Source organism: Bradyrhizobium sp. 172 (assembly GCF_023101065.1).
GTDB lineage: Bacteria > Pseudomonadota > Alphaproteobacteria > Rhizobiales > Xanthobacteraceae > Bradyrhizobium > Bradyrhizobium canariense_D.
In genome coordinates this window covers 4,728,171-4,748,574 of sequence record NZ_CP064701.1, presented here as the reverse complement: position 1 = coordinate 4,748,574, position 20,404 = coordinate 4,728,171, and the positions used below count along the sequence as shown (strand labels likewise).

19 protein-coding genes are annotated in these 20,404 nt (G+C 64.1%); 8 read left to right on the top strand and 11 right to left on the bottom strand.

From position 1 onward, the window contains the following. Window positions 1-68 precede the first annotated feature (68 nt). Genes IVB07_RS23085 through IVB07_RS23075 form a run of 3 tightly spaced genes read left to right on the top strand, consistent with a single transcriptional unit; the run spans window position 69 to window position 2,693 of the window. The gene (locus IVB07_RS23085; protein WP_026233780.1) at window positions 69-395 is read left to right on the top strand and encodes a rhodanese-like domain-containing protein; all 327 of its coding nucleotides are present in this window, start codon (window positions 69-71) and stop codon (window positions 393-395) included. A gap of 8 nt (window positions 396-403) precedes the next feature. Continuing rightward, window positions 404-1,582: an aminotransferase gene (locus IVB07_RS23080; RefSeq protein ID WP_018459336.1), complete on the top strand. Its 1,179-nt coding sequence runs from the start codon at window positions 404-406 to the stop codon at window positions 1,580-1,582. A 4-nt stretch (window positions 1,583-1,586) separates the two neighbouring features. Next, window positions 1,587-2,693: a polyamine ABC transporter substrate-binding protein gene (locus IVB07_RS23075; protein WP_018459335.1), complete on the top strand. Its 1,107-nt coding sequence runs from the start codon at window positions 1,587-1,589 to the stop codon at window positions 2,691-2,693. A 13-nt stretch (window positions 2,694-2,706) separates the two neighbouring features. On the opposite strand, the gene IVB07_RS23070 is transcribed toward IVB07_RS23075, so the two are convergent. The 6 genes from IVB07_RS23070 to IVB07_RS23045 form a co-directional block, all read right to left on the bottom strand. Continuing rightward, window positions 2,707-3,639 carry a lipid A biosynthesis lauroyl acyltransferase gene (locus IVB07_RS23070; RefSeq protein ID WP_018459334.1) on the bottom strand — a complete coding sequence of 311 codons (933 nt, stop codon included), beginning with the start codon at window positions 3,637-3,639 and terminating at the stop codon, window positions 2,707-2,709. Between the two features lie 8 nt (window positions 3,640-3,647). Beyond that, window positions 3,648-4,925 (bottom strand): beta-ketoacyl-ACP synthase, encoded by a 1,278-nt coding sequence (locus tag IVB07_RS23065; RefSeq protein WP_018459333.1) that lies wholly within the window; start codon window positions 4,923-4,925, stop codon window positions 3,648-3,650. Between the two features lie 99 nt (window positions 4,926-5,024). Further along, window positions 5,025-6,230, bottom strand: coding sequence for a beta-ketoacyl-ACP synthase (locus IVB07_RS23060; RefSeq protein ID WP_018459332.1), 1,206 nt, complete (start codon window positions 6,228-6,230; stop codon window positions 5,025-5,027). Then, complete coding sequence (locus IVB07_RS23055) at window positions 6,227-6,697, bottom strand: 3-hydroxyacyl-ACP dehydratase FabZ family protein (protein ID WP_018459331.1); 471 nt, start codon at window positions 6,695-6,697, stop codon at window positions 6,227-6,229. The genes IVB07_RS23060 and IVB07_RS23055 overlap by 4 nt, the downstream gene beginning before the upstream one ends. A gap of 10 nt (window positions 6,698-6,707) precedes the next feature. Beyond that, window positions 6,708-6,995 carry an acyl carrier protein gene (locus tag IVB07_RS23050; protein WP_007592476.1) on the bottom strand — a complete coding sequence of 96 codons (288 nt, stop codon included), beginning with the start codon at window positions 6,993-6,995 and terminating at the stop codon, window positions 6,708-6,710. A 249-nt stretch (window positions 6,996-7,244) separates the two neighbouring features. Beyond that, window positions 7,245-7,586 (bottom strand): hypothetical protein, encoded by a 342-nt coding sequence (locus IVB07_RS23045; protein ID WP_018459330.1) that lies wholly within the window; start codon window positions 7,584-7,586, stop codon window positions 7,245-7,247. A 271-nt stretch (window positions 7,587-7,857) separates the two neighbouring features. Here IVB07_RS23045 and IVB07_RS23040 point away from each other — a divergent pair, with 271 nt between their 5' ends. Beyond that, window positions 7,858-8,481 (top strand): ParB-like protein, encoded by a 624-nt coding sequence (locus IVB07_RS23040; protein ID WP_018459329.1) that lies wholly within the window; start codon window positions 7,858-7,860, stop codon window positions 8,479-8,481. A gap of 150 nt (window positions 8,482-8,631) precedes the next feature. Next, the gene (locus IVB07_RS23035) at window positions 8,632-8,775 is read left to right on the top strand and encodes a hypothetical protein (RefSeq protein ID WP_018459328.1); all 144 of its coding nucleotides are present in this window, start codon (window positions 8,632-8,634) and stop codon (window positions 8,773-8,775) included. A gap of 17 nt (window positions 8,776-8,792) precedes the next feature. Here IVB07_RS23035 and IVB07_RS23030 read toward each other — a convergent pair whose 3' ends face one another. The 3 genes from IVB07_RS23030 to IVB07_RS23020 form a co-directional block, all read right to left on the bottom strand. Beyond that, window positions 8,793-9,734 carry a hypothetical protein gene (locus IVB07_RS23030; RefSeq protein WP_018459327.1) on the bottom strand — a complete coding sequence of 314 codons (942 nt, stop codon included), beginning with the start codon at window positions 9,732-9,734 and terminating at the stop codon, window positions 8,793-8,795. A gap of 198 nt (window positions 9,735-9,932) precedes the next feature. Further along, window positions 9,933-10,511 carry a peroxidase-related enzyme gene (locus IVB07_RS23025; RefSeq protein ID WP_026233779.1) on the bottom strand — a complete coding sequence of 193 codons (579 nt, stop codon included), beginning with the start codon at window positions 10,509-10,511 and terminating at the stop codon, window positions 9,933-9,935. A gap of 103 nt (window positions 10,512-10,614) precedes the next feature. Then, window positions 10,615-12,354, bottom strand: a complete 1,740-nt coding sequence (locus IVB07_RS23020; RefSeq protein WP_026233778.1) for an ATP-binding protein — start codon at window positions 12,352-12,354, stop codon at window positions 10,615-10,617. A gap of 430 nt (window positions 12,355-12,784) precedes the next feature. Between IVB07_RS23020 and IVB07_RS23015 the strand changes: the two genes are divergently transcribed. After that, window positions 12,785-13,753 (top strand): catechol 2,3-dioxygenase, encoded by a 969-nt coding sequence (locus IVB07_RS23015; protein ID WP_018459324.1) that lies wholly within the window; start codon window positions 12,785-12,787, stop codon window positions 13,751-13,753. Here IVB07_RS23015 and IVB07_RS23010 read toward each other — a convergent pair. Further along, window positions 13,750-17,280, bottom strand: a complete 3,531-nt coding sequence (locus IVB07_RS23010) for a molybdopterin cofactor-binding domain-containing protein (protein WP_247363279.1) — start codon at window positions 17,278-17,280, stop codon at window positions 13,750-13,752. The two genes, IVB07_RS23015 and IVB07_RS23010, sit on opposite strands and share 4 nt — an antisense overlap. Further along, a complete protein-coding gene (locus tag IVB07_RS23005) occupies window positions 17,280-17,762 on the bottom strand; it encodes a (2Fe-2S)-binding protein (RefSeq protein WP_018459322.1) in 483 nt (160 codons plus the stop codon). Before IVB07_RS23005 ends, IVB07_RS23010 begins: the two co-directional genes overlap by 1 nt. A gap of 281 nt (window positions 17,763-18,043) precedes the next feature. Here IVB07_RS23005 and IVB07_RS23000 point away from each other — a divergent pair, with 281 nt between their 5' ends. Both IVB07_RS23000 and IVB07_RS22995 read left to right on the top strand, forming a co-directional pair. Continuing rightward, on the top strand, window positions 18,044-19,501 hold the full coding sequence (locus IVB07_RS23000) for a hypothetical protein (RefSeq protein WP_018459321.1): 1,458 nt from the start codon (window positions 18,044-18,046) through the stop codon (window positions 19,499-19,501). Beyond that, the gene (locus IVB07_RS22995) at window positions 19,498-20,394 is read left to right on the top strand and encodes a UPF0280 family protein (RefSeq protein ID WP_018459320.1); all 897 of its coding nucleotides are present in this window, start codon (window positions 19,498-19,500) and stop codon (window positions 20,392-20,394) included. The genes IVB07_RS23000 and IVB07_RS22995 overlap by 4 nt, the downstream gene beginning before the upstream one ends. Window positions 20,395-20,404 lie beyond the last annotated feature (10 nt).

The window sequence follows — 20,404 nt, the reverse complement described above, 5'->3', positions numbered from 1 at the left end:
GGGCCGAGAGGCGAGGTTGCCGGCCGCCGGGATCGCCCCGGCAGCGGCCCGCGACGTTGGAGGATGATGTGGCAAATCAAGTACAGGATCTGACCCCGGACGAGGTCTCCAAGGGTGTCGCGGAAGGGCGCTATCTCCTCGTCGACGTGCGCGAGCCGAACGAGGTCGAGGCCGAGGCTTATCCCTACGGCGTGGTCGTGCCGCTCTCGACCTTCGATCCCAAGGCGATCCCCGATCCCGCCGGCAAGGAGGTCGTGTTCGCCTGCCGCTCGGGCAAGCGTTCGGTGACGGCCTCGCTGGCGGCGCAGGCCGCGGGCCTGCCCTACGACAAGCATCTGGCCGGCGGCATGCTGGGCTGGAAGGCGGCGGGTCTTCCCAGCAAGATCGGCGGCTGACCCCGCCGATGTCCAAGAGCTCGTCCCTCAACAAGGTCTTCGCGGACCTTCCCGTCACCATCTTCGAGGCGATGTCGCAGGCCGCGCGCGACAATGCCGCCATCAATCTCGGCCAGGGCTTTCCCGACGACCCGGGCCCCGAAGACATCCGCCGCGCCGCGGCCGAGGCCTCGCTGAACGGCTACAACCAGTACCCGTCGATGATGGGCCTGCCGGAGCTGCGCCAGGCGATCGCGACCCATTACGGCCACTGGCACGGGCTCGAGCTCGATCCGATGAGCGAGGTGATGGTGACCTCCGGCGGCACCGAGGCCCTGACCTCGGCCATCCTCGCCGTCGTCCAGCCCGGTGACGAGGTGGTGTGCTTCCAGCCAGTGTACGATTCCTATCTGCCGATCATCCGCCAGGCCGGTGGCATTCCGCGCCTGGTCCGGCTCGAGCCGCCGCATTGGCGGCTGAATGAGGACATGCTGAAAAGCGTCTTCAATTCAAAGACCAAGGCGGTGCTCTTCAACAATCCCCTGAATCCGTCCGCGGTGGTGTTTCCGCGCGAGGATCTCGAGCTTTTGGCGCGCTACTGCCAGGAGTTCGACGTCATCGCGATCTGCGACGAGGTCTGGGAGCACGTCACCTTCGACGAGCACAAGCACATTCCGCTGATCACCATCCCCGGCATGCGGGATCGCACCATCAAGGTCGGCTCGGCCGGCAAGATCTTCTCGTTGACGGGCTGGAAGATCGGCTTCGTCTGCGCCGCGCCGCCGCTGCTGCGCGTTGCCGCCAAGGCGCACCAATTCCTGACCTTCACCACCGCGCCGAACCTCCAGGCCGCCGTCGCCTACGGGCTCGGCAAGCCCGACGAGTACTTCCTGTCGATGCGCAAGGACCTGGCGCGGAGCAGGGACCGCCTCGCCAAGGGACTGGAGAGCCTCGGCTTCCCCGTGCTGAAGTCGCAGGGCACCTACTTCCTCACCGTCGACCTGTCCCCGCTCGGGCTGAACGAGAGCGACACCGAGTTCTGCTGGCGGATCGTGAAGGACTACAAGGTCGCGGCTATCCCGGTCTCGGCCTTCTACGAGCAGGACCCTGTGACCTCGGTGGTGCGCTTCTGCTTTGCCAAGAAGGACGAGACGCTCGACACCGCACTGGAGCGACTGTCGGACGCGGTGCGCGGGCGCAAGAGGTAGGGAGATGACCAACGTCAGCCGCTGTGGTTTTGGCCTTGCGATCGCCGCCGCGCTGACGTTGCTCTCCGCTCCTGCCGGGGCCGAGGAGCGGGTCGTCAACTTCTACAATTGGTCGAACTACGTGGCGCCCGACGTCCTCGAGGCCTTCACCAGGGAGACGGGCATCAGGGTGGTCTACGACACGTTTGACGCCAACGAGACGCTGGAGACGCGCCTGATGGCCGGCAAATCCGGCTATGACGTCGTGGTGCCCACCGCCTATTTCCTCCAGCGCCAGATCAAGGCCAACATCTTCCAGAAGCTCGACAAGTCGAAGCTGCCGAACCTGGCCAATGCCTGGCCGGTGGTGACCGAACGTCTCGCGATCTACGACCCCGGCAACGTCTACGCCGCCAATTACATGTGGGGCACGACCGGCATCGGCTACAATGTCGCCAAGCTGAAGCAGATTCTCGGAGCGGATGCCAAGATTGACAGCTGGGACATCGTGTTCAAGCCGGAGAACCTCGCGAAATTCAAAGACTGCGGCGTCCACATGCTGGATTCCGCCGACGACATCTTTCCGGCGGCGATGAACTATCTCGGGCTCGATCCGATCTCGACCAAGCAGGCCGACCTCGAAAAGGCCGCCGATGTCGTCACCAAGGTGCGGCCCTCCGTGCGCAAGTTTCATTCGTCCGAATATCTGAGCGCGCTCGCCACCGGCGAGATCTGCTTCGTGGTCGGCTGGTCCGGCGACATCATGCAGGCCCGCGCCCGCGCTGCCGAAGCCAAAAGCGGCATCGAGATCGGCTACGCCATCCCGAAGGAGGGCGCGCAGATGTTCTTCGACAATCTCGCGATCCCCGCGGATGCCAGGAACGTCAGCGAAGCCTACGAGCTGATCAACTATCTCTACCGTCCGGACGTGGCCGCCAGGAATACGGACTTCCTGTCCTACGCCAATGGCAACCTCGCCAGCCAGAAACTGGTCGATCCGAAAATATTGAACGACAAGAACATCTATCCGGACGAGGCGACGCTCGCAAAGCTGTTCGTCATCACGGCGCGTGAGCCCGCGACCCAGCGGGTCATCAATAGGCTTTGGACCAGGGTGAAGACGGGGCGGTAAGCACTACTGTCCGCTACCGCCACCTTCGGTGCAGCCACAGCCACTGCTCCGGATGCTCGCGGACCCAGCCTTCCACCACGCTCGTGATCGCCTGCGTGGTGCCCTGGATGTCGATCTTGCCGTCGGCGTCGCGCACCGGGTGGACCTCTTCGGTGATCTCGGCGGTGAAGCGGCCGCCGGGCAGGCGGATGACGCGGACGCCGTGGATCGGGCATTCGACCTGTCGTAACAGGCGCGCCAGCATCGGATTGGCGCGGGTCTTGCGGCCGAAGAAGGTGACCTCGACTCCGCCGGTCAGATACTGGTCGATCAGCATCGCGACGTGCTTGCCGTCCTTGAGCGCCTGGGCAAGCCGCAGCGGCGCGTCGCGCCCCGCCGGGATCAGCGTGCCCATGTTGACCTGTCGCATCTCCTGGATGATGCGGTCGGCGGAGGCGATATTCGGGCGGCGGTAGAGGATTGCTGCATCGAGCCCGTGTGCGACCGCGGCGAGCGCCGGTAATTCCCAATTGGCCAAATGCGCGGCGAAGATCAACGCCGGCTTGCCGTCGTCGCGGATTTGATCGAACAGCTCGATGCTGCGGCTGGGCAGTTCGATCCGACTGTTTTCTGGATGATCGCGGTCGTAATCCCAGACCTGGTCCATATGGGCGAATTCGGCGCCGACGCGACCGAGATTGTCCCAGACGCCCATCAGGATGGCTTCGATTTCCTCGGGCGACTTGTCCGGAAACGCCGCGGTGAGATTGGCGCGGCCGATGCGGTGCTCGCGCAGGCGCGGGCCGATCAGTTTGGTGACGCGTGCGAAAAAGTCCGAGGTCTTGGCTGGATCGAAATAACGCGTGGTGCGCAACATGCCGACGGTGGCAGCGCCGATCAGCCCTCCACCGATCGACTTTGCCGTCTGCCGCGCGCGGGCCTTCGTCCTCGCCGGAAGCAGCGCCATGCGTCCGGTCAGGCCGGTTCGCGGGTCAGGATCAGCGAGGCGTTCTGGCCGCCGAAGCCGAACGAGTTCGACATCACCGCGGTGACGCGGGCATCGCGTGCCTTGTTGCCGACGACGTCGAACAGGATCGTGGGATCCGGATTGTCGTAGTTGATCGTCGGCGGGATACGCTGATGCTCCAGCGTCAGCAGCGAGAAGATCGCCTCGACCGCGCCCGCGGCCGAGATGGTGTGGCCGACCATCGACTTGTTGGAGGTGACCGGAATCTTCGAGACGAGCTCGCCGAACACGGCCGATGTCGTATTGTACTCCATCTTGTCGTTCTCGGGCGTCGCGGTGCCGTGCGCGTTGATGTGGTCGATCTGATCCGGCGTCATGCCGGCATCGGCCAGCGTCTTGTTCATGCAGCCGATGATCGGCTTGCCGTCGGGCGAGGAGCGGGTGCGATGGAAGGAATCGGTGAGCTCGCCGCAGCCGGCGATTACGCCGAGTATTTTTGCGCCGCGCGCGGTGGCGGCTTCATAGCTTTCGAGCACCAGCGCACCGGCGCCTTCGGCCATGACAAAACCGTCGCGGTTCTTGGAGAAGGGACGGGAGGCCGCCTGCGGCGGGTCGTTCTGGGTCGAAAGCGCCGAGAGCAGCGAGAAGCGCACCAGCGCCTCCGGATTCACGGTGCCGTCGGTCGCCACGCACAGCGCGGCATCGGTCTCGCCGCGGCGGATCGCCTCGACGCCGAGCTGAATCGAGGTCGCGCCCGAAGCGCAGGCCGTCGACAACGAGATCGGCGAGCCCTTGGTGCCGAAGGTCTCGGCGAGGTAGGCCGCGACCGAACCGAACATGAAGCGGTGGTGATAGGCGCTGTACTTGCCGCCACCGGAGATGCGCAGCAGATCGTCGTAATTGAAGTCGGGTTTGCCGACGGCGCGGCCGAGTTCGCGGCGCTGCGGCCATTCGACTTCGACCGGTGCGACCGCAAGAAAGAGAGGACCCGGGAAATCCGCCTTGGTGCCGATCCCGGCCTGGTCCAGCGCTTCCTGCGTCACCAGTTCGGCCATCCGTTCGGACAGGCCGGTGGAGGAGAACGGATCGACGCTGACGAAATCCACCGTGCCGGCCATCGTGGTTTTGAGGCCGTCGACCGGAAAGCGCGTGATGGTGCGGATGCCGGATTCGCCGGCGACGAGCTTCGCCCAATTGTCGGTCTTGCCGTTGCCGAGCGAGGTCATGATGCCCATGCCGGTGACGACGACGACGGGACGCCCGAGTTTGTCGCGTGGTGCAGTCATGTCGATCCCCGCTTGAGCTGGAGCATGATCCGAAAAAGCGTGACGCGGTTTTCCGAGAAGATCATACCCAAACAATAACCTGCCAAAGCGTAACGCGCTTTAGCTTACTGCCTCGACCAGCGCCATGCCTTCGCCGCGCCAGTGTCCGGCCCCCACCACCACAATCTGGGTGGGCGCTCCCTGCATTTCAATCTCGGTGCCCGTGGAATCGTTCGGCGGAAACAGCGCGCCGCGAGAGATCGACAGCGCGGCGAGCGCGATGCCGAGCGGGAATTGCGTCTCCATGGTGTGGCCGAACATCGTGCCGGTCGAGCGCACCGGGAACTCGGCGTGGCCCTTCAGGAAGGCGCGCTCTTCTGATGTCGCAGGCTCCGCGCCGGTCGCGCCGGATATGATCGCGCCCTTGCCGTCGCGCTTCGGCAACTTTGCCCAAAGCTTCTCCAGCGTCGCGGCCATGTCGCCGGGGGTCTTACGACGGGCAAGGTCGGCAACGACGCTCGACAGCTTTGCGAATGGTTTTGCGCCGCGCGCTTCCGCATGGGCCTTCGATTCCAGCACCAGGAACGCGCCAGCCGAGCCGAGCGCGAAGCCGGCGTGGTCCTTGCGCGCCCACACGGGGGCGAACTTGTCCTTCAGATTGAAGTCGCCGAATTCGTAGAGGACCATCAGGTCCTTGCGCTCGCCATTGTGCGAGCCGCCGATCAGCGCGATGTCGCTCTCGCCGGAGGCGATGCGCGACAATGCAATGCGGGCGGCATCGGCGCCGGCAACCTCTTCACCCATGAAGGTGCGCGAGGTGCCGCCAATGCCGTGCACGATGGCGATGTTGCCGGCGAGCAGGTTGGAGAGCTGGGCCAGGAACAGCGTCGGCCTGAGATCGCTCATCAGCCGCTCATTGAGGAAGCCGGGCGCGTTGGCGCCCTTGGCCTCGGCCGTGAGCACGCCGGTGTCGACGTTGAGATCGCGTTCACCGCCGCCGGCGGCGACCACCATGTCGATCTTCGACAGGATGTCCTTGTTGCCCTTGATCCCGGCGGAGTCGAGCGCAAGCCCGGCCGCATAGGTGCCGATGCGCTGCCAGGCTTCCATCTGGCGCTGGTCGCCCTTCTTGGGGATCTGGCTGTCGAAGGTGACAGGCATCAGGGGGTGCACAATGTAGGGTGCAAAGCCCTTCTCGTCGACATTGATGCGCTTCTCCTGAAGCGCGGCCCAGTTGGCGTCCAGGCCCTCGCCGAGCGAGGTGGCCAGGCCAATGCCGGTGATCCAGACTTCCGTCTGGGCAGGCTTCGAAGCAGTCTCGGTCATGGCAATACGGCCTGTTGCGGAAAGCCGACGCGTTTGGCGACCGCGTCCATGTGGGCGCGCATATCCGCATGGGGAAAGGGAATCTGCGTGAAGGTCAGCGTCGAATTCGCGCGCAGCTTGCCGCCGACCTTGATCTTGGCTTTGGTCACGGCGTAGCCTGAGCCCTGATGGGCCAGGCTCGCCTCGATGCTCATGAGATCGCCGGGGAAGACCGAGCCGCGGACCTTGGCCTCCTTGACGGCAGCCAGGATCGGCATACGCTCGAATTTGAGCACGCCAAGCTGAAGCCAGCCCGAGGCCTGCGCCATCGATTCGATCAGGAGCACGCCGGGCATCAGGGGATAGCCCGGGAAGTGCCCTTCGAAGATGGTGCTCTCCATCGGGACCTGAGCCTCGACAACAATCGTCTTCGCGTCGACGTTGAGGTCGACGACGCGATCTATCATGTGGAAGTATTCGAGTTGCATGACCGCGCGCTTAGGCGCTCGCGCCCTTGGCCGCAACCAGTTCGTCGATGCGGGCGCACAGGTTTTTCAGCACGAAATACTGCTCGGTGGTCGCTTTGCCGTCGTTAACCTCCTGAGTCCACTTTTCCAGCGGCAGCTTGATACCGAACTGCTTGTCGATCGCGAACGCGATGTCCAGGAAATCGAGGCTGTCGATGCCGAGGTCATCGATGGCATGGCTATCCGGCGTGATCGTGTCGCGCGGGATGTCGCAGGTTTCAGCGATGATCGTAGCGACCTGATCGAATGTGGAGGACATCACTAAGCCTTTGATATATTGCAGATGTTTGTCAGATTTTCCAGAGTGGAACGATGGGTGGGCATCGCGCCCCGATGACGCCCTCAACCCCCCTCTGGCCGGGTCGAAAGCCCGTATATCGGAGCGCCGCCCTGAGTTCAATGGAGCCGGACGGGTGTGGGGACCGGGCTGGGGACGCCCCGGCTGAGCCGTTTCGGCCGAAGGAGCGCCAGCGGGCCTACCAGACGTCTTGCTTACCAGATGTCCTGCCTAGATGTGCGGCGTCGTGATCTTGACGCAGTCGCGGCGGCCCATCAGCACGCAATCCTGGGTCCGGCGCAGGTCGGCGATGCTCACCGCGAGCCAGATCCCGATCGCGGTCAGTGCGATGGTGAAGGCCAGCGCCGCGATATTGGCGAGCATGCGATGGCGGAAATCGTCCGGTTCGGTGCGGGGCTCCTCGTAGCGCGACAGGTCGAGCCGCTCGGGCGCGACGCGCAATTGCTGCACGCTAGCGTTGCCGCGGTGGGCCGTCGGGGAAGGCGAGGTGCGCGGCCTGAACTGGAGCACCCGGTGCTCGTCATCCGAGCTTATGGGCCGCTGGGTTGTCATGGTGCAGGGATCACTCCGAAGCAGCGATTTTTAGATAGCACACGTAGTGAACGCGTTGCAGACAATTTTCTCAACGCGCACGTGCATTGCGCGTTCGCACTATCCTGCAGGACTGCGAACGAAGGACCGTGGAACCGTGGTCGTTCCGGGCCTGCAGAGGGTGCGATGCAATAATATCCACCGAGCCGAATGCATTTGCCGGCGCGGTGCCCATGACATAGTCCAGGGAACCTGACCACGCAGCTGCAACCATGTTAGGGGCCTTTCGACCATGACCAATACGCGCGAACCGAGAGTGCATCCGGTGTCGATCCTGTCGCTGCGGCCGACGCAGATGACGGTCGGGATGCGCGAGGTCAAGGAGAAGCGCAAGCGCTGGCGCGAGCACGACAAGAAGAAGCAGGCCGATCTGCTCGGCAAGCATATGATCCCCGTCGTGCACGGCCCCGACGAGCGCTATTACGTGATCGACCATCATCATCTCGGTCGCGCGCTGCACGACGAGGGCGTCAAGGAGGTGCTGGTCACCATTGTCGGCGACCTCAGGATGGTTGAGCGCGAAGCGTTCTGGGGCGTGATGGACAACAAGCGCTGGGTTTACCCCTACGACGCCAAGGGCGAACGGCGACCGTTCCGCGATTTGCCCAAATCCGTCGTCGACCTCAAGGACGATCCTTTCCGGAGCCTTGCCGGCGAACTGCGCCGCATGGGCGGCTTCGCCAAGGACACCACGCCCTTCTCCGAATTCCTGTGGGCCGACTATCTGCGTCGAAAGCTGTCGCGCAAGACTGTGGATGCCAATTTCGACAAGGCGCTCGAGAAGGCGATGTCCTCAGCCAAGAGCAAGGATGCGATCTATCTGCCCGGCTGGTGTGGGCCAGCGGAGGATGATTAGGCGCAACGCTCGCAGCAGCAAGGCATGCGGCTTCGCAAACCGGATCTGATCACAGCCTCTTGAGTGAAACCATCTCCCGTCCGCGCGAAGCAGTGCTGAAACAAAGCCGTGCCATCTGTTGGAATTGTCGAGCTCACACAGGAGGCCGAAATGCGCCGTCTGGTTTTCGCCGTTGCCCTGCTCGTGGTCGCTTCAGCCGGGATCTCGGCGTCGTTTGCCGCAGTTCACCATGCCAAGACGTTGACTTTTTCCGAGGGCTTTGCCCCGGCGCTCGAGTTGATGGCGCAGCGCTAGGACAGGTTCACGCCAGTTCAACCAGCAGCGTCGCGATCGATTTTGCGCAACCGCACAAAGGCGGCCCAGGCCCGCGGATAATCCTTGTCCGCGGGATCAATCGTAAGTAGCGCGCGGCATGCTTCCTTGATCTCCTCAGGCGAAGGACGCTTGGCCGGAACGCCAGATGATTTGGCCTTCTCCCAGCGAGCCTCGATATCTGTTGCGAAAGCCAGGGCCTCGGCGCTCGTCCGCTTCTGCGCCGATTTCGCCAGCGGATGGTCCGAGGGGAAACTTGGCCATGCAGCCGGCGGCTGATCGACACGCCACGTCAGTTCATCTGCTTGTCGCGCCTCCACGCCCGAACCTGAATGCTGTGCTGCTGGCGCCCATCCTGCCCCTGCTGAGGCTGGCGAACCCGATGAGCCGGCTGATCTCCGCGGGACCGCCGAACCTGGCGCCACCGCCGCTGTCTGTCCGGCCAGCTGGCCAAGCTGTTGTTCCATCGTTCCGCCGCTCGACTTGGGGATGACTTTTTCGATGGTCTTGATCATCGACAGCGCGCCTGGCGATATCAGCGTGTTCTGGTCGGCAATTTTGTCGTCGGCCGCGCCTGGGCAGGGCTTGTAAGCAGAGCGCTGCGACGTCATCCGGCCGTCGTCGTCGATACGGGCAAAATCGATCGAGACGGTGTAAACGAACGCGGCCTCGACATACTGCCTCTCCTTGTCCATCGCTTTTACGGAGCCGCATACGTATCTTGCCTGGTCTGCATCGATCGTTCGCAGGCCGTTGAAGTGAGCTGAATTCGGCGCAACGAGGACGCGTAAGACGGCAGCCCGCGCCTTGCCGTGCTCCGATTCGTACATGCTCCATATCTCGTTCGCGTTGATGATCTCCGGCTGATAGTTCCATGCGTATCCGGCAGCGAAGAATGTCGTGCCAATACAGGTCGCGATAACAAATGCCCGCACGTTCATGAGAAGCCCCCCAACAGGCACGACTCATCCGCGTCTCCGGGGACGGAAACTGCGCAAGTTGTGCCAAGGCGTTTGTGCTAGTTGAGGGTGAGATTCTTAATTAAACGTGTGCGATTGCGAAAACACAGAGTTCCCGTCAAGCGGGAACTCATCCGCTGCATTGTGGCGATGCGTTCCTTCCGCCCTCGCGGCGGTCGGTCATTTCTTCGGCAACCGTCCCATCAGATAGAATTCGTCGTTCGGCCGCATGCCGGTGAAATTCGCCAGCCGGTTCGACAGTGCGAAGAAGGCGGAGATTGCGGCGATGTCCCAGATGTCGTCGTCGCTGAAGCCATGCGGCGCGAGCGCGGTGAAATCGTCCTCGGAAATCCGCTGCGCATCGGCCGAGACCTTCATCGCGAAGTCGAGCATCGCCTTCTGCCGCGGCGTGATGTCGGCCTTGCGGTAGTTCGTGGCGATCTGGTCGGCGATCAGCGGGTTCTTGGCACGGATACGCAGGATCGCGCCATGCGCGATCACGCAATACTGGCACTGATTGGCTGCCGAGGTCGCGACCACGATCATCTCGCGTTCGGCTTTGCTGAGGCCGCCGTCCTTCTCCATCAGTGCGTCGTGGTAGGCGAAGAAGGCGCGGAACTCGTCCGGGCGGTAGGCCAGCGTCAAGAACACGTTCGGCACGAAGCCGCTCTTCTCCTGGACGGCGAGGAGACGCGTGCGGATGTCGTCAGGGAGCGCATCGAGGGCGGGAGCGGCGAAGCGTTGCACAGGCTTTGTCATGGGCATGGATTCCGGCTTGGGGCCGGCAACCATAGTCGATGCGGGTGCCATGCTCAACGTGACGCCAGGCTCGCAATGCCGGCGCTGGAAAACGAGCGTCGCTTTACCGCAGCGGCTTCTTCAGCAGCGAGAAGCGGTCCGGATCCAACCCCATCGACGGTTGCAGCATCGGAGTTTCGATGCTGGAGAGCGTCTTCGCGGGCGGCGCCGAGAACACCGGATCGTTCGGCACGTCGCGCTGCGAGGTGGCACCGCGCCAGCGCTCGAGCACGGCGCCGACGAAATGCATGTCGTGACCGGAGGTGACGGAGGGCACGCTGCTGATCGTGGCTTCGCCGCGCGGCAATTGATGCGGCGGCACCTCCTTGAAGCGCAGCCGCGTCGGCAGCGCGACACCTTCGCCGAATGCCAGCACTTCTCGGGTGCCGAGCGAGGGCACGAACGAAAGCAGGTTCGCGGCCGCATCCGACACCGCGGCGCGCAGCAGCGCCTGGTCGCGCTCGTTGGCAAGGCGCATCGTGAACAGCGTGTTGCACTGGGAGATGATGGTGGCGTCGAGCTCGGCCGGACGCTGGGTGATGAGGCCGAGATAGACGCCGTATTTGCGGCCTTCCTTGGCGATGCGCGACACCGCCTTGCGGGTCGGCCCGAAGCCGACATTGCGATCGGCCGAGGCGTAGCGGTGAGCCTCCTCACAGACGAACAGCATCGGCGAAACGCCGTCGCTCCACAAGCCGAAGTCGAAGGCCATGCGGCAGAGCACCGAGACGACGGAATCGATGACCTCGGCCGGGAAGCCGGCGAGCTGCATCACCGTCATCGGTTTGCCGTTGGCCGGCAGGCGGAACAGGTGACTGATCACCTCGGCCATGGTGTCACCGCCGACATTGGCGTTGTCGAACATGAAGGCGTAGCGCGGGTCGTTGCGGACCGCCTCGATGCGGGAGATCAGCTTGTGATAGATGATGCGCGAGGAGCGGTTCTCGAGCTTGCCCATGCGCTCGTCGATCAGCGACATCAGATCAACCAGGCGATAAGGCACCGGCGTATCGACGGTGTAGCCGATCTGCTTGGGATCGATGCGCTTCAAGCCGATGCGGTCGGCGTTCTGGTACTGGGTATAGACGCCCTTGGCGAGCGGAATGACCTCGGCGAGGACGTCGAGCTCCTCGGGCACGCCGGCGCGGCCGCCGAACAGCACGTCGACGATTTCCTCGAAATTGAACAGCCAGAATGGCAGTTTCAGATTGCGCGGGTTGAGCACCAGCGCGCGGTCGCCGAAGCAGCGGCCATATTCGTTGTGCACATCGAGCAGGAAGATGCGCAGGTTCGGGCGTGCCTTGAGGATCTCGTTGAGCAACAGCGACACACCGGTCGATTTGCCGACGCCGGTCGATCCCAGCACTGCAAAGTGCTTGGAGAGCATTTCCTCGATGTCGACATAGGCGACGACGGAGCTGTCCTGCTGAAGGAAGCCGACATTGATCTGGTCGGAACCGGTGGGCGCGTAGATCGTGCGCAGCTCCTGGCTCGTGATCAGGTCGACCGAATCGCCGATGGTCGGATAGTTGGTGACGCCGCGCTGGAATTTAGCCTTGCCGGTCGCGTTGAGGATTTCGCCCAGCAGGTCGACCGAGGCGATGGCGATCAGATTGTCGTTGCTCGAGAGGTTCTCGCAGGACACCTCGGTGATCATGGCGACGATGACCGAGCTGGCGCAGCGGATACTGACGAAGCGGCCGACGGTGGCCCGAACTTCCGAGACCGGCATCCGGCTTTCAGCCAGCAGCCCGACCCGGGCGAGCGATCCGCGAACCGAAATCACGCGTCCAAATGATGTCACAATGAATGAACCTGGCAAGAGCAACGGGTTGCCCGGACTATGCACGGCCGTCGCTGGACAAACGGTTAAGCGGCAGGCGCCGGCGCTTCGTTAAATCCGCGACAATTCGGGTGCGAGGTTTGTTCCCATACATACTTGTGGGCAGAAACGGTGGGAATGCTGCTTTTTGCCGGCCGGGGCCCCGGGAGGTTTAAGGAAGATTTTACCATTCGGGCAGTCGGTCCCCCTTTCTGGGGACGGCTCGTCGTCCCGAACGGCCCGTCATTCGCAGCGCCGACGCTGAATTTGTTGACGAGACCTAATCATTTGTACATTAGTACAAATAAACCGGCGGCCTCGCTGCCGCCCACCGGCTCGTGAGCGCATTACAGCCTGCGCCGGATCGCGGGACCGGTCCAGCGGATCGCAAGCCACGTCTTGGAGGAGACCCATGCAGCCCGAACCGATCTTCGATCTCGCTCATCTCGGCCACATGGAGCTGCTGACGCCGAAGCCGGACGAGAGCCTGAAATTCTTCGTCGACGTGATGGGCATGACCGTCAGCGGACAAAAGGGCGAGTCGGTCTATTTGCGCGGCTGGGACGATTATGAGCGCTATTCGCTCAAACTGACGGCGTCGAAGACGTCAGGCATGGAGCACATGGCGTTGCGTGCGCGCAGCCAGCAGGCGCTGGAGCGCCGCGTCGCGGCGCTGAAGGGGTCCGGCTTCGACATCGGCTGGATCGACGGCGACATGGGGCAGGGGCCGACCTTCCGCTGCCGCGATCCCGATGGACACATCGTCGAGCTCTATTACGAGACCGAATGGTATCAGGCGCCGCCCGAGCTGAAGCCCGCCCTGAAGAACCAGGCACAGCGCTTTCCCGCGCGCGGCGTCAATGTCCGCCGCCTCGACCACCTCAATTGCCTCGCCGTGGACATCAAGGCCAACCGCGAGTTCTTCGAGAACTATCTCGGCTGCCGGCTCACCGAGCAGATCGTGCTGAACGACGGCCGCGAAGCGGCGATGTGGCTGACGATGTCGAACAAGAGCTACGATTTTGCCTATTCGCTCGACCATTCCGGCACGCCCGGCCGCTTCCATCACGTCACCTACGCGCTCGACAGCCGCGAGGAGATCCTGCGCGCCGCCGACATCTTCCTGGAGAACGGCATCCACATCGAGACCGGCCCGCACAAGCACGCGATCCAGCAGACCTTTTTTCTCTACGTCTACGAGCCCGGCGGCAATCGCGTCGAAGTCGCCAATGCCGGCGCGCGCCTCATCCTCGCGCCCGACTGGAAGCCGATCGTATGGACGGAAGAGGAACGCAAGAAGGGGCAGGCGTGGGGCCTGAAGACGATCGAGTCCTTCCATACGCACGGCACGCCGCCGGTGGACGTGAAGAAGCACGCTTAATGTGCTGAGGTCCGGAGGCACGTGACCGTCTCACGCACGCCGGTCCATGCCGGCCTGTCTGGTGCGAACTGCTTGCGCAGGAATGTGACCAGTTCCTCCACCTGCGCATCGCTCATGCTGTTCTTGAAGGCCGGCATGTAGCCGAGATCGCTCGACACCGGCTCGGCGATGCCGTGCAGGATGATTTGCACGAGATTGTCCGATGTGGCGCTGTGCAGATTGCTGTTGAGCGCGAGCGAGGGGCGGCTGCCGAACAGCGCCAGGCCGCCGACTTCGTGGCAGACGGCGCAGGCGCCCTGATAGAGCCGTGCGCCGGTGGAGGACGCCGTCGTGACTTGCGTTGAAGCTTCTAGCTTCAGAGCGATCGCATCCTGCGCTTTCGCGTCGGTCGCGGTGTCATAGAACGAGTTGAGATAGACGGCCATGGCGCGGATGTCCTGATCGGGCAAGGCTGTGAGATCCCTGACAACAGGCGCCATCGGTCCGGCGGCGACGCCATGATACCGCGAGTGGCCCGTGCGCAAATAGGCGAACAGCTCGTCCTCGCTCCATGGGATCGGCGCGTGCGAGAGTGAGGTCAGCGGCGGCGCCTCCCAGCCCTCGGCAAAGCCGCCGGCGAGATAGGCGCCGCGCTGCTCGGCGCCGAGCGCGTTGCGCGGCGAATGGCAGGCGCTGCAATGGCCGAGGCCCTCGACCAGATAAGCGCCGCGATTCCAGACTTCGGACTTGGCAGGATCAGGTTTGAACTCGCGCGTCTGATGGAACAGCGCATTCCATCCGGCAAGTAGCGGGCGGAGATTGAACGGGAAGGCGAGCGTATTCGCCGGCTGCGTCGCGCGCACCGCAGGCTGTGCCATTAGATAGGCATAAAGCGCCTGCATGTCGGCATCGCCAGTCTTCGAAAAGTGCGTGTAGGGGAAGGCGGGATAGAGTTGCCGTCCGTCGCGATGCAGCCCGTCGCGCATCGCGCGCTCGAATGCGGGATAGGACCAGGCGCCGATGCCGGTCTCGACGTCGGGCGTGATGTTGGTCGCGTAGATCGTGCCGAACGGCGTCTCCAGCGCGCGGCCACCGGCGTTGAGCGCACCGCCGATCATGGTGTGGCACTCCGCGCAATTGCCGAGTGCGGCCAGTTGTTGCCCGCGCGCGATCGTCGCTGCGGAATAGACCGATGGGTCTGGCCGCGCGATCGGTGCGATGGCGCGGCTGGGCAAAACAGCCGCACCGATGCCAATCGCCGCGGTGCAGACGGCCGCGACCGTCGCGAAGATGCCGGCGCGTTTGGCGAATGGATTCTCCCAGATACGGGATGGTTGTGGCGCAGCGCGAGCGGGCAGCGCCTGCGGCGTGGCCGGCCCGCCGCTGTGCAATCCATTCAGGATGCGCTCGGGCGTGAACGGCGGCTCGCGAAATCGCACGCCGGTGGCATCGAAGATCGCGTTCGCAATCGCAGCCGCACTCGGGACCGAGGCGGATTCGCCGACGCCGAGCGGCGGCTGGTCCGGCCGCGGCAGCAACAACACGTCGATCTTGGGCACGTCAGGGAAGGGGATGATCGGATAGGCGCCCCATTCCCGCGCCGCGACTGCGCCGCGCTCGAACGAGACCTCCTCCATCAGTGCGCGGCTGGTTGACTGGATGACGTTGCCATGGATCTGGTGGCGCACGCCGTCCGGGTTGATCATCAATCCGGAGTCCTGCCCAGCAACCACGCGCGTCACGCTGACCTCGCCGGTCGACTTGTTCACGGCAACGTCGGTGACCCAGGCCGACCAAGCCGCGCCATAGCCGGGGAATTTGCTGTGGACGTAGAGCGCATAGGCAAAGCCGCGCCCATGCACGATCTCGCCGTCTTTCTCTTCGCGCACCGGCCGCGGCGTCCAGCCCGCCCGCTCGGCGACCGCATGGACGAGATCGACCGCGCGCTGGTCCTTCAGGTAACGCAGGCGATATTCGATCGGATCGACGCCGGCCTCGGTTGCGGCCTCGTCGATATAGGATTCATGCGCAAAGGTGTTGGGCAGGGCCGAGACGCCGCGAAACCAGGACGCGCGCACGATCGGCGCCATGTCGTGGGCTACGACGCGCATGTGGCCGTAATCGTAAGGCGGGATCGCGGTGCGGTCGCCCATCTGGAGGACGTCCGGCCTCGGCGATATCCGTCCCGTCAGCAACAGCGCCAACGTCGGCGCGGCATTCGACGGATAGCGCGTAGCGAGATCGTAGGCAGCGACGTCGCCCGCCGCATCCAGGCCGCCATTGACGTCGATGAGCTGCGCGGCGCCTTTGGGCTCCCAGGCGTGTTCCTGCTCGCGCGTCAGCTGTACGCGCACGGGCCGGCCGACCGCGCGCGAGAGCAACAAAGCGTCCGCGGTGACATCGTCGGCGCAGTTGCGGCCGTAGCATCCGGCGGCCTCCAACCTGATGACCTCGATCTCGCTCTCGGGACGCTCGATCAGCAGTGACAGGTCTGCGCGCAGCACGTGCGGGTTCTGCGTGCCCGACCAGACACGGATGTTGCCGTCCTGGAAGTCGGCGACCGCGCAGGACGGGCCGATCGAGGCATGCATCTGATATGGCCAGACGTAAGTGCGCCGCATCGGCTTGGCCGCACCGGCAATGGCAGCATCGACGTCGCCCTTGTCGATCAGCGTGCGCGGCGTCGATGGATTGGCGCGCAGCGCGGTCTCGACGTCGGCGAGATCGGTCAGATCCGGCGTCGGTCGCCAGCTCACTGCAAGCTGCTCGGCCGCACGGATCGCGTTCTCCTCGCGCTCCGCGACGATTCCGACGAAATCGCCGATGCGTACGACGGCCATGATGCCGGGAATGTCGCGCACCGAGGATTCATCGACCGAAATCAGGCTGGTGCCGACGAACGGGCCGGCGTCGACGCCGGCATAGGGCGGGCGCACCACGCGGCCGTGCAGCATGCCCGGCACACGGATGTCGTGCACGAAGGTCAGCTCGCCCGTGGCCTTGGCGGGCAGGTCGACGCGTGGCATCGATTGGCCGACAATGGCGTAATCGCCGACCGGCTTGACGGCGACGTCGTCGGCAAGCTCGAGACGAATGGTCTCTCCGCCGATCAACTCGCCATAGCTGACGCTGCGATTGTCGTGCCCGCGCACGAGGCCGTCTTCGATCCTGAGATCGGCTGCCGGCAGCTCCAGGTGCTCGGCCGCACGTGCGATCAGGAAGTGACGCGCCTGCGCGGCGGCTTTGCGCAGGGGAACGGCAGTGATCTGAATGGTCTCGCTTGCGATCGTGGCGCCCTGGTTCGGCACCGTTGCGGTGTCGCCGAGCACCACGACGAGGCGGGCAAAGGAGACGTCGAGCTCTTCAGCCACGATCTGGCCAAGCGCCGTGCGGATGCCGGTGCCGAGATCGACATGACCATTGTAGGCTGTGACCGAACCGTCCGCGGTGATGCGGACGAAGGTCTCGGATGTGCACTCGTCCACCGTGCGGACGACGACGAGCGAGCCGGATTGCAGCTCAGCTCCGTTCGGATGCGGGGAGGCCATCAATCACCGGCCTCGGCAAGCTGGCCAGACGCACGCATCACGGCGCGCAGGATTTCGATATGCGTTCCGCAGCGACAGAGATTGTAGCGCAGCGCCGCCAGCGCTTCCTGTTCGGTGGGCCGCGGGTTGATCGCAAGCAGCGCCTTGGTCGTCAGGATCATGCCGTTGAGGCAATAGCCGCATTGCGCCGCCTGCTCGTCGATGAAGGCCTGCTGCACCACATCCGGATTGTCGCGGGTACCGAGCCCTTCGAGCGTCACGATGTCGCGGCCGGCGCAGCCACTGATCGGAATGACGCAGGAGCGCGCCGCCGCGCCATCGATCAGGACAGTGCAGGTGCCGCATTCACCGAGGCCGCATCCGTATTTCGGACCGTTGAGCGCGAGATCGTTGCGCAGCACGTAGAGCAGCGGCGTGTCTCGCGCCGCAGTGATCTCGTGGATTCTGCCGTTCACGGTGATGCGGATCGGTGTCTGCGTCATCCTCGTTCCCAAGTCGAGTCGTTGAGCGCCGCGGCCAAGGCTTCGCGAATTCCAAGTCCGCGCAAAATCTACGTTGCGACGATACCGTTTGTACACAAACGTGCAAGCCGGACATGCCGCAGTGCAGCGCGAGTGCCTTCTTTGTGGACAGGGCGGATAGGCAAATGAGGTTTTATGCGGCAGGCGTATGTTTTGCGCCGCACCGCCGCTTGACAGTCATCGGGAGGGCGCGCAACATCGTTCGTGTACAAATGATAACTGCACTGTCGGCTGGCTTTGACATGGTGACTGAACCTACGAGCGCCGCCATCGACAAGATCCGCTGCGATGCGTGTCCGGTGATGTGCTACATCAAGCCGGGCGCGGCGGGCGCCTGCGACCGCTATGCCAATCACGAAGGCAAGCTCGTCCGCGTCGATCCGCATGTGATCCTGGAGCGCACCGTGTCGCATGGCGGCAAGCTCGTTCCGTTCAGCCGCACCGAAGATTGGGACGGCAAGATCGTCCACGAGCCTTCCACCTTTGTAACGGCGATCGGCGCGGGGACCACCTATCCCGACTACAAGCCGGCGCCGTTCATCGTCTCGGCGGAGGTCGATGGCGTCGACATGGTGACTGTTGTCACCGAGGGCATCTTCTCCTATTGCGGCATCAAGGTGAAGATCGACACCGACCGCTATCTCGGGCCGGAGACGGCGACCGTTCGTGCACAAGGCGAGGCGGTCGGTCATGTCACCACCAGCGAATACGGTTCGCAGATGCTGTCGCTCGGCGGTGTGCACCATCTGACCGGCGGCTCCAAGAAGGAAGGCCGCGTCACCTGTGACACGCTGATGGACCTCGCAAATTGCAAGGCGGTCGAGCTCACCATCGACGGCGGGGCGAGCGTGGTGGTGCAGGCCGGCCAGGCGCCGATCGTCAACGGCATGAAAGAAGAGCGCATGCGCGTCGGCTGCGGCTCGGCGACGATCGGCATGTTCGCCAAACAATGGCACGGCAAGGTCGACGAGGTTGTCGTGGTCGACGACCATATCACCGGCGTGCTCTCGGAGCATCAGGCCGGCAAGCTGCTCGACATCGCCGATACCGGCATCAAGATGAAGGGGCGCCGCTCGACGCCCGGCCGCTATTTCCAGGTCGCCGATCCCGGCACGGGTTGGGGCGGCACCAATATCTCCGATCCGCTCGCAATCCTGGGACCGTTCGACGCGAAGGAGGCCAGGCCTGGCCTCTCGATGCTGATGGTCTCCACGACGGGCGAGCATTCGTCCTATTACGTGCTCGACGAAGCCTTGAAGCCGGTCGAGACCGAGATGCCGGATGACCTCAAGTTTTCGGTCGAGCGCATTCAGGAGAATTGCGAGCCGGCGCTGTGCACGGTGCTGTTCATGGCGGGCGCCGGTGGTTCCTTGCGGGCGGGCGTGACCGACAATCCGGTGCGGCTGACGCGCTCGGTGAAGGAGGCGCTGACGCGCGTCACCAGTGGCGGCGCGCCGGTCTATGTCTGGCCGGGCGGCGGCATCACCTACATGGTCGACGTGACGCAGATGCCGGCGGGGGCATTCGGTTACGTGCCGACGCCCGCGCTGGTGGCGCCGATCGAATTCACGATGAAGCTGTCGGACTATGCGGCGCTCGGCGGGCACATGGATTATGTGAAGCCGCTCGCCGAAGTTCAGGGCGGCGACGATGTCCGCCAATTGCCCTGGCAGAACCCGATCCCGGGCCCCCGGGCATGACAAGGCTCCCGCAAATCGCGTTGCTGTCTGACGGCCGGCGGCTGCATTTGCAGGATGGACCGATTGACCTGATCGTCGAGGCGAGGGGGGCGGCCGACGCAGTGCGCGAGGCCTATAAGGCTGCGGCCGAACGGTTCACCGGGCTTCTCGACGAGCTCTGCGCGGAACTGCCGGAACTGCGGACCGTTGTCGAGGAGCGGACCTCGTTGAGAGGCGTTGTGGCGCATCGCATGCACGCCGCGGTGGCGCCCTATGCCGGTGATGGCTTCATCACGCCGATGGCCGCTGTGGCCGGCAGCGTGGCGGAGGAGGTGTTGGGCGCAATGCTGAACGCTGCGGCGCTCGATCGGGCCTATGTCAACAATGGCGGAGACATTGCCCTGCATCTCGGCGAGGGCGAGCATTTTTCGGTCGGCCTGATGGACCGGCCCGATCGCGACGGCGTGATGCGGACAATCAGGGTGGACGCCGATGATCCCGTGCGTGGCATTGCGACCAGCGGACGGCACGGCCGCAGCTTTTCCCTCGGGATTGCCGATGCGGTGACCGTGCTGGCCGGAACGGCGTCGCAAGCCGACGCGGCCGCGACGATCGTTGCGAACGCCGTCGATCTGCCGGGGCATCCCGCCATCATCCGAAAACCTGCGAACGAACTTCAGCCCGACAGCGATCTTGGCGCGCGGCTCGTGACCCGCAACGTTGGTGGATTGTCGCAGAACGAGATCACCACCGCGCTCGAATCTGGCGCGGAATGTGCACGGCAATTATTCGATCGCGGATTGATCGAGGGTGCCGTGTTGCAGCTTTGTGGTGATATGATTGTCATCGGGACCAAGGATATTGAACGGCAACGATCGCGCCCGCTTGTACAAGAGAACGCGGTCCATGCCTGAACTGGGAAGC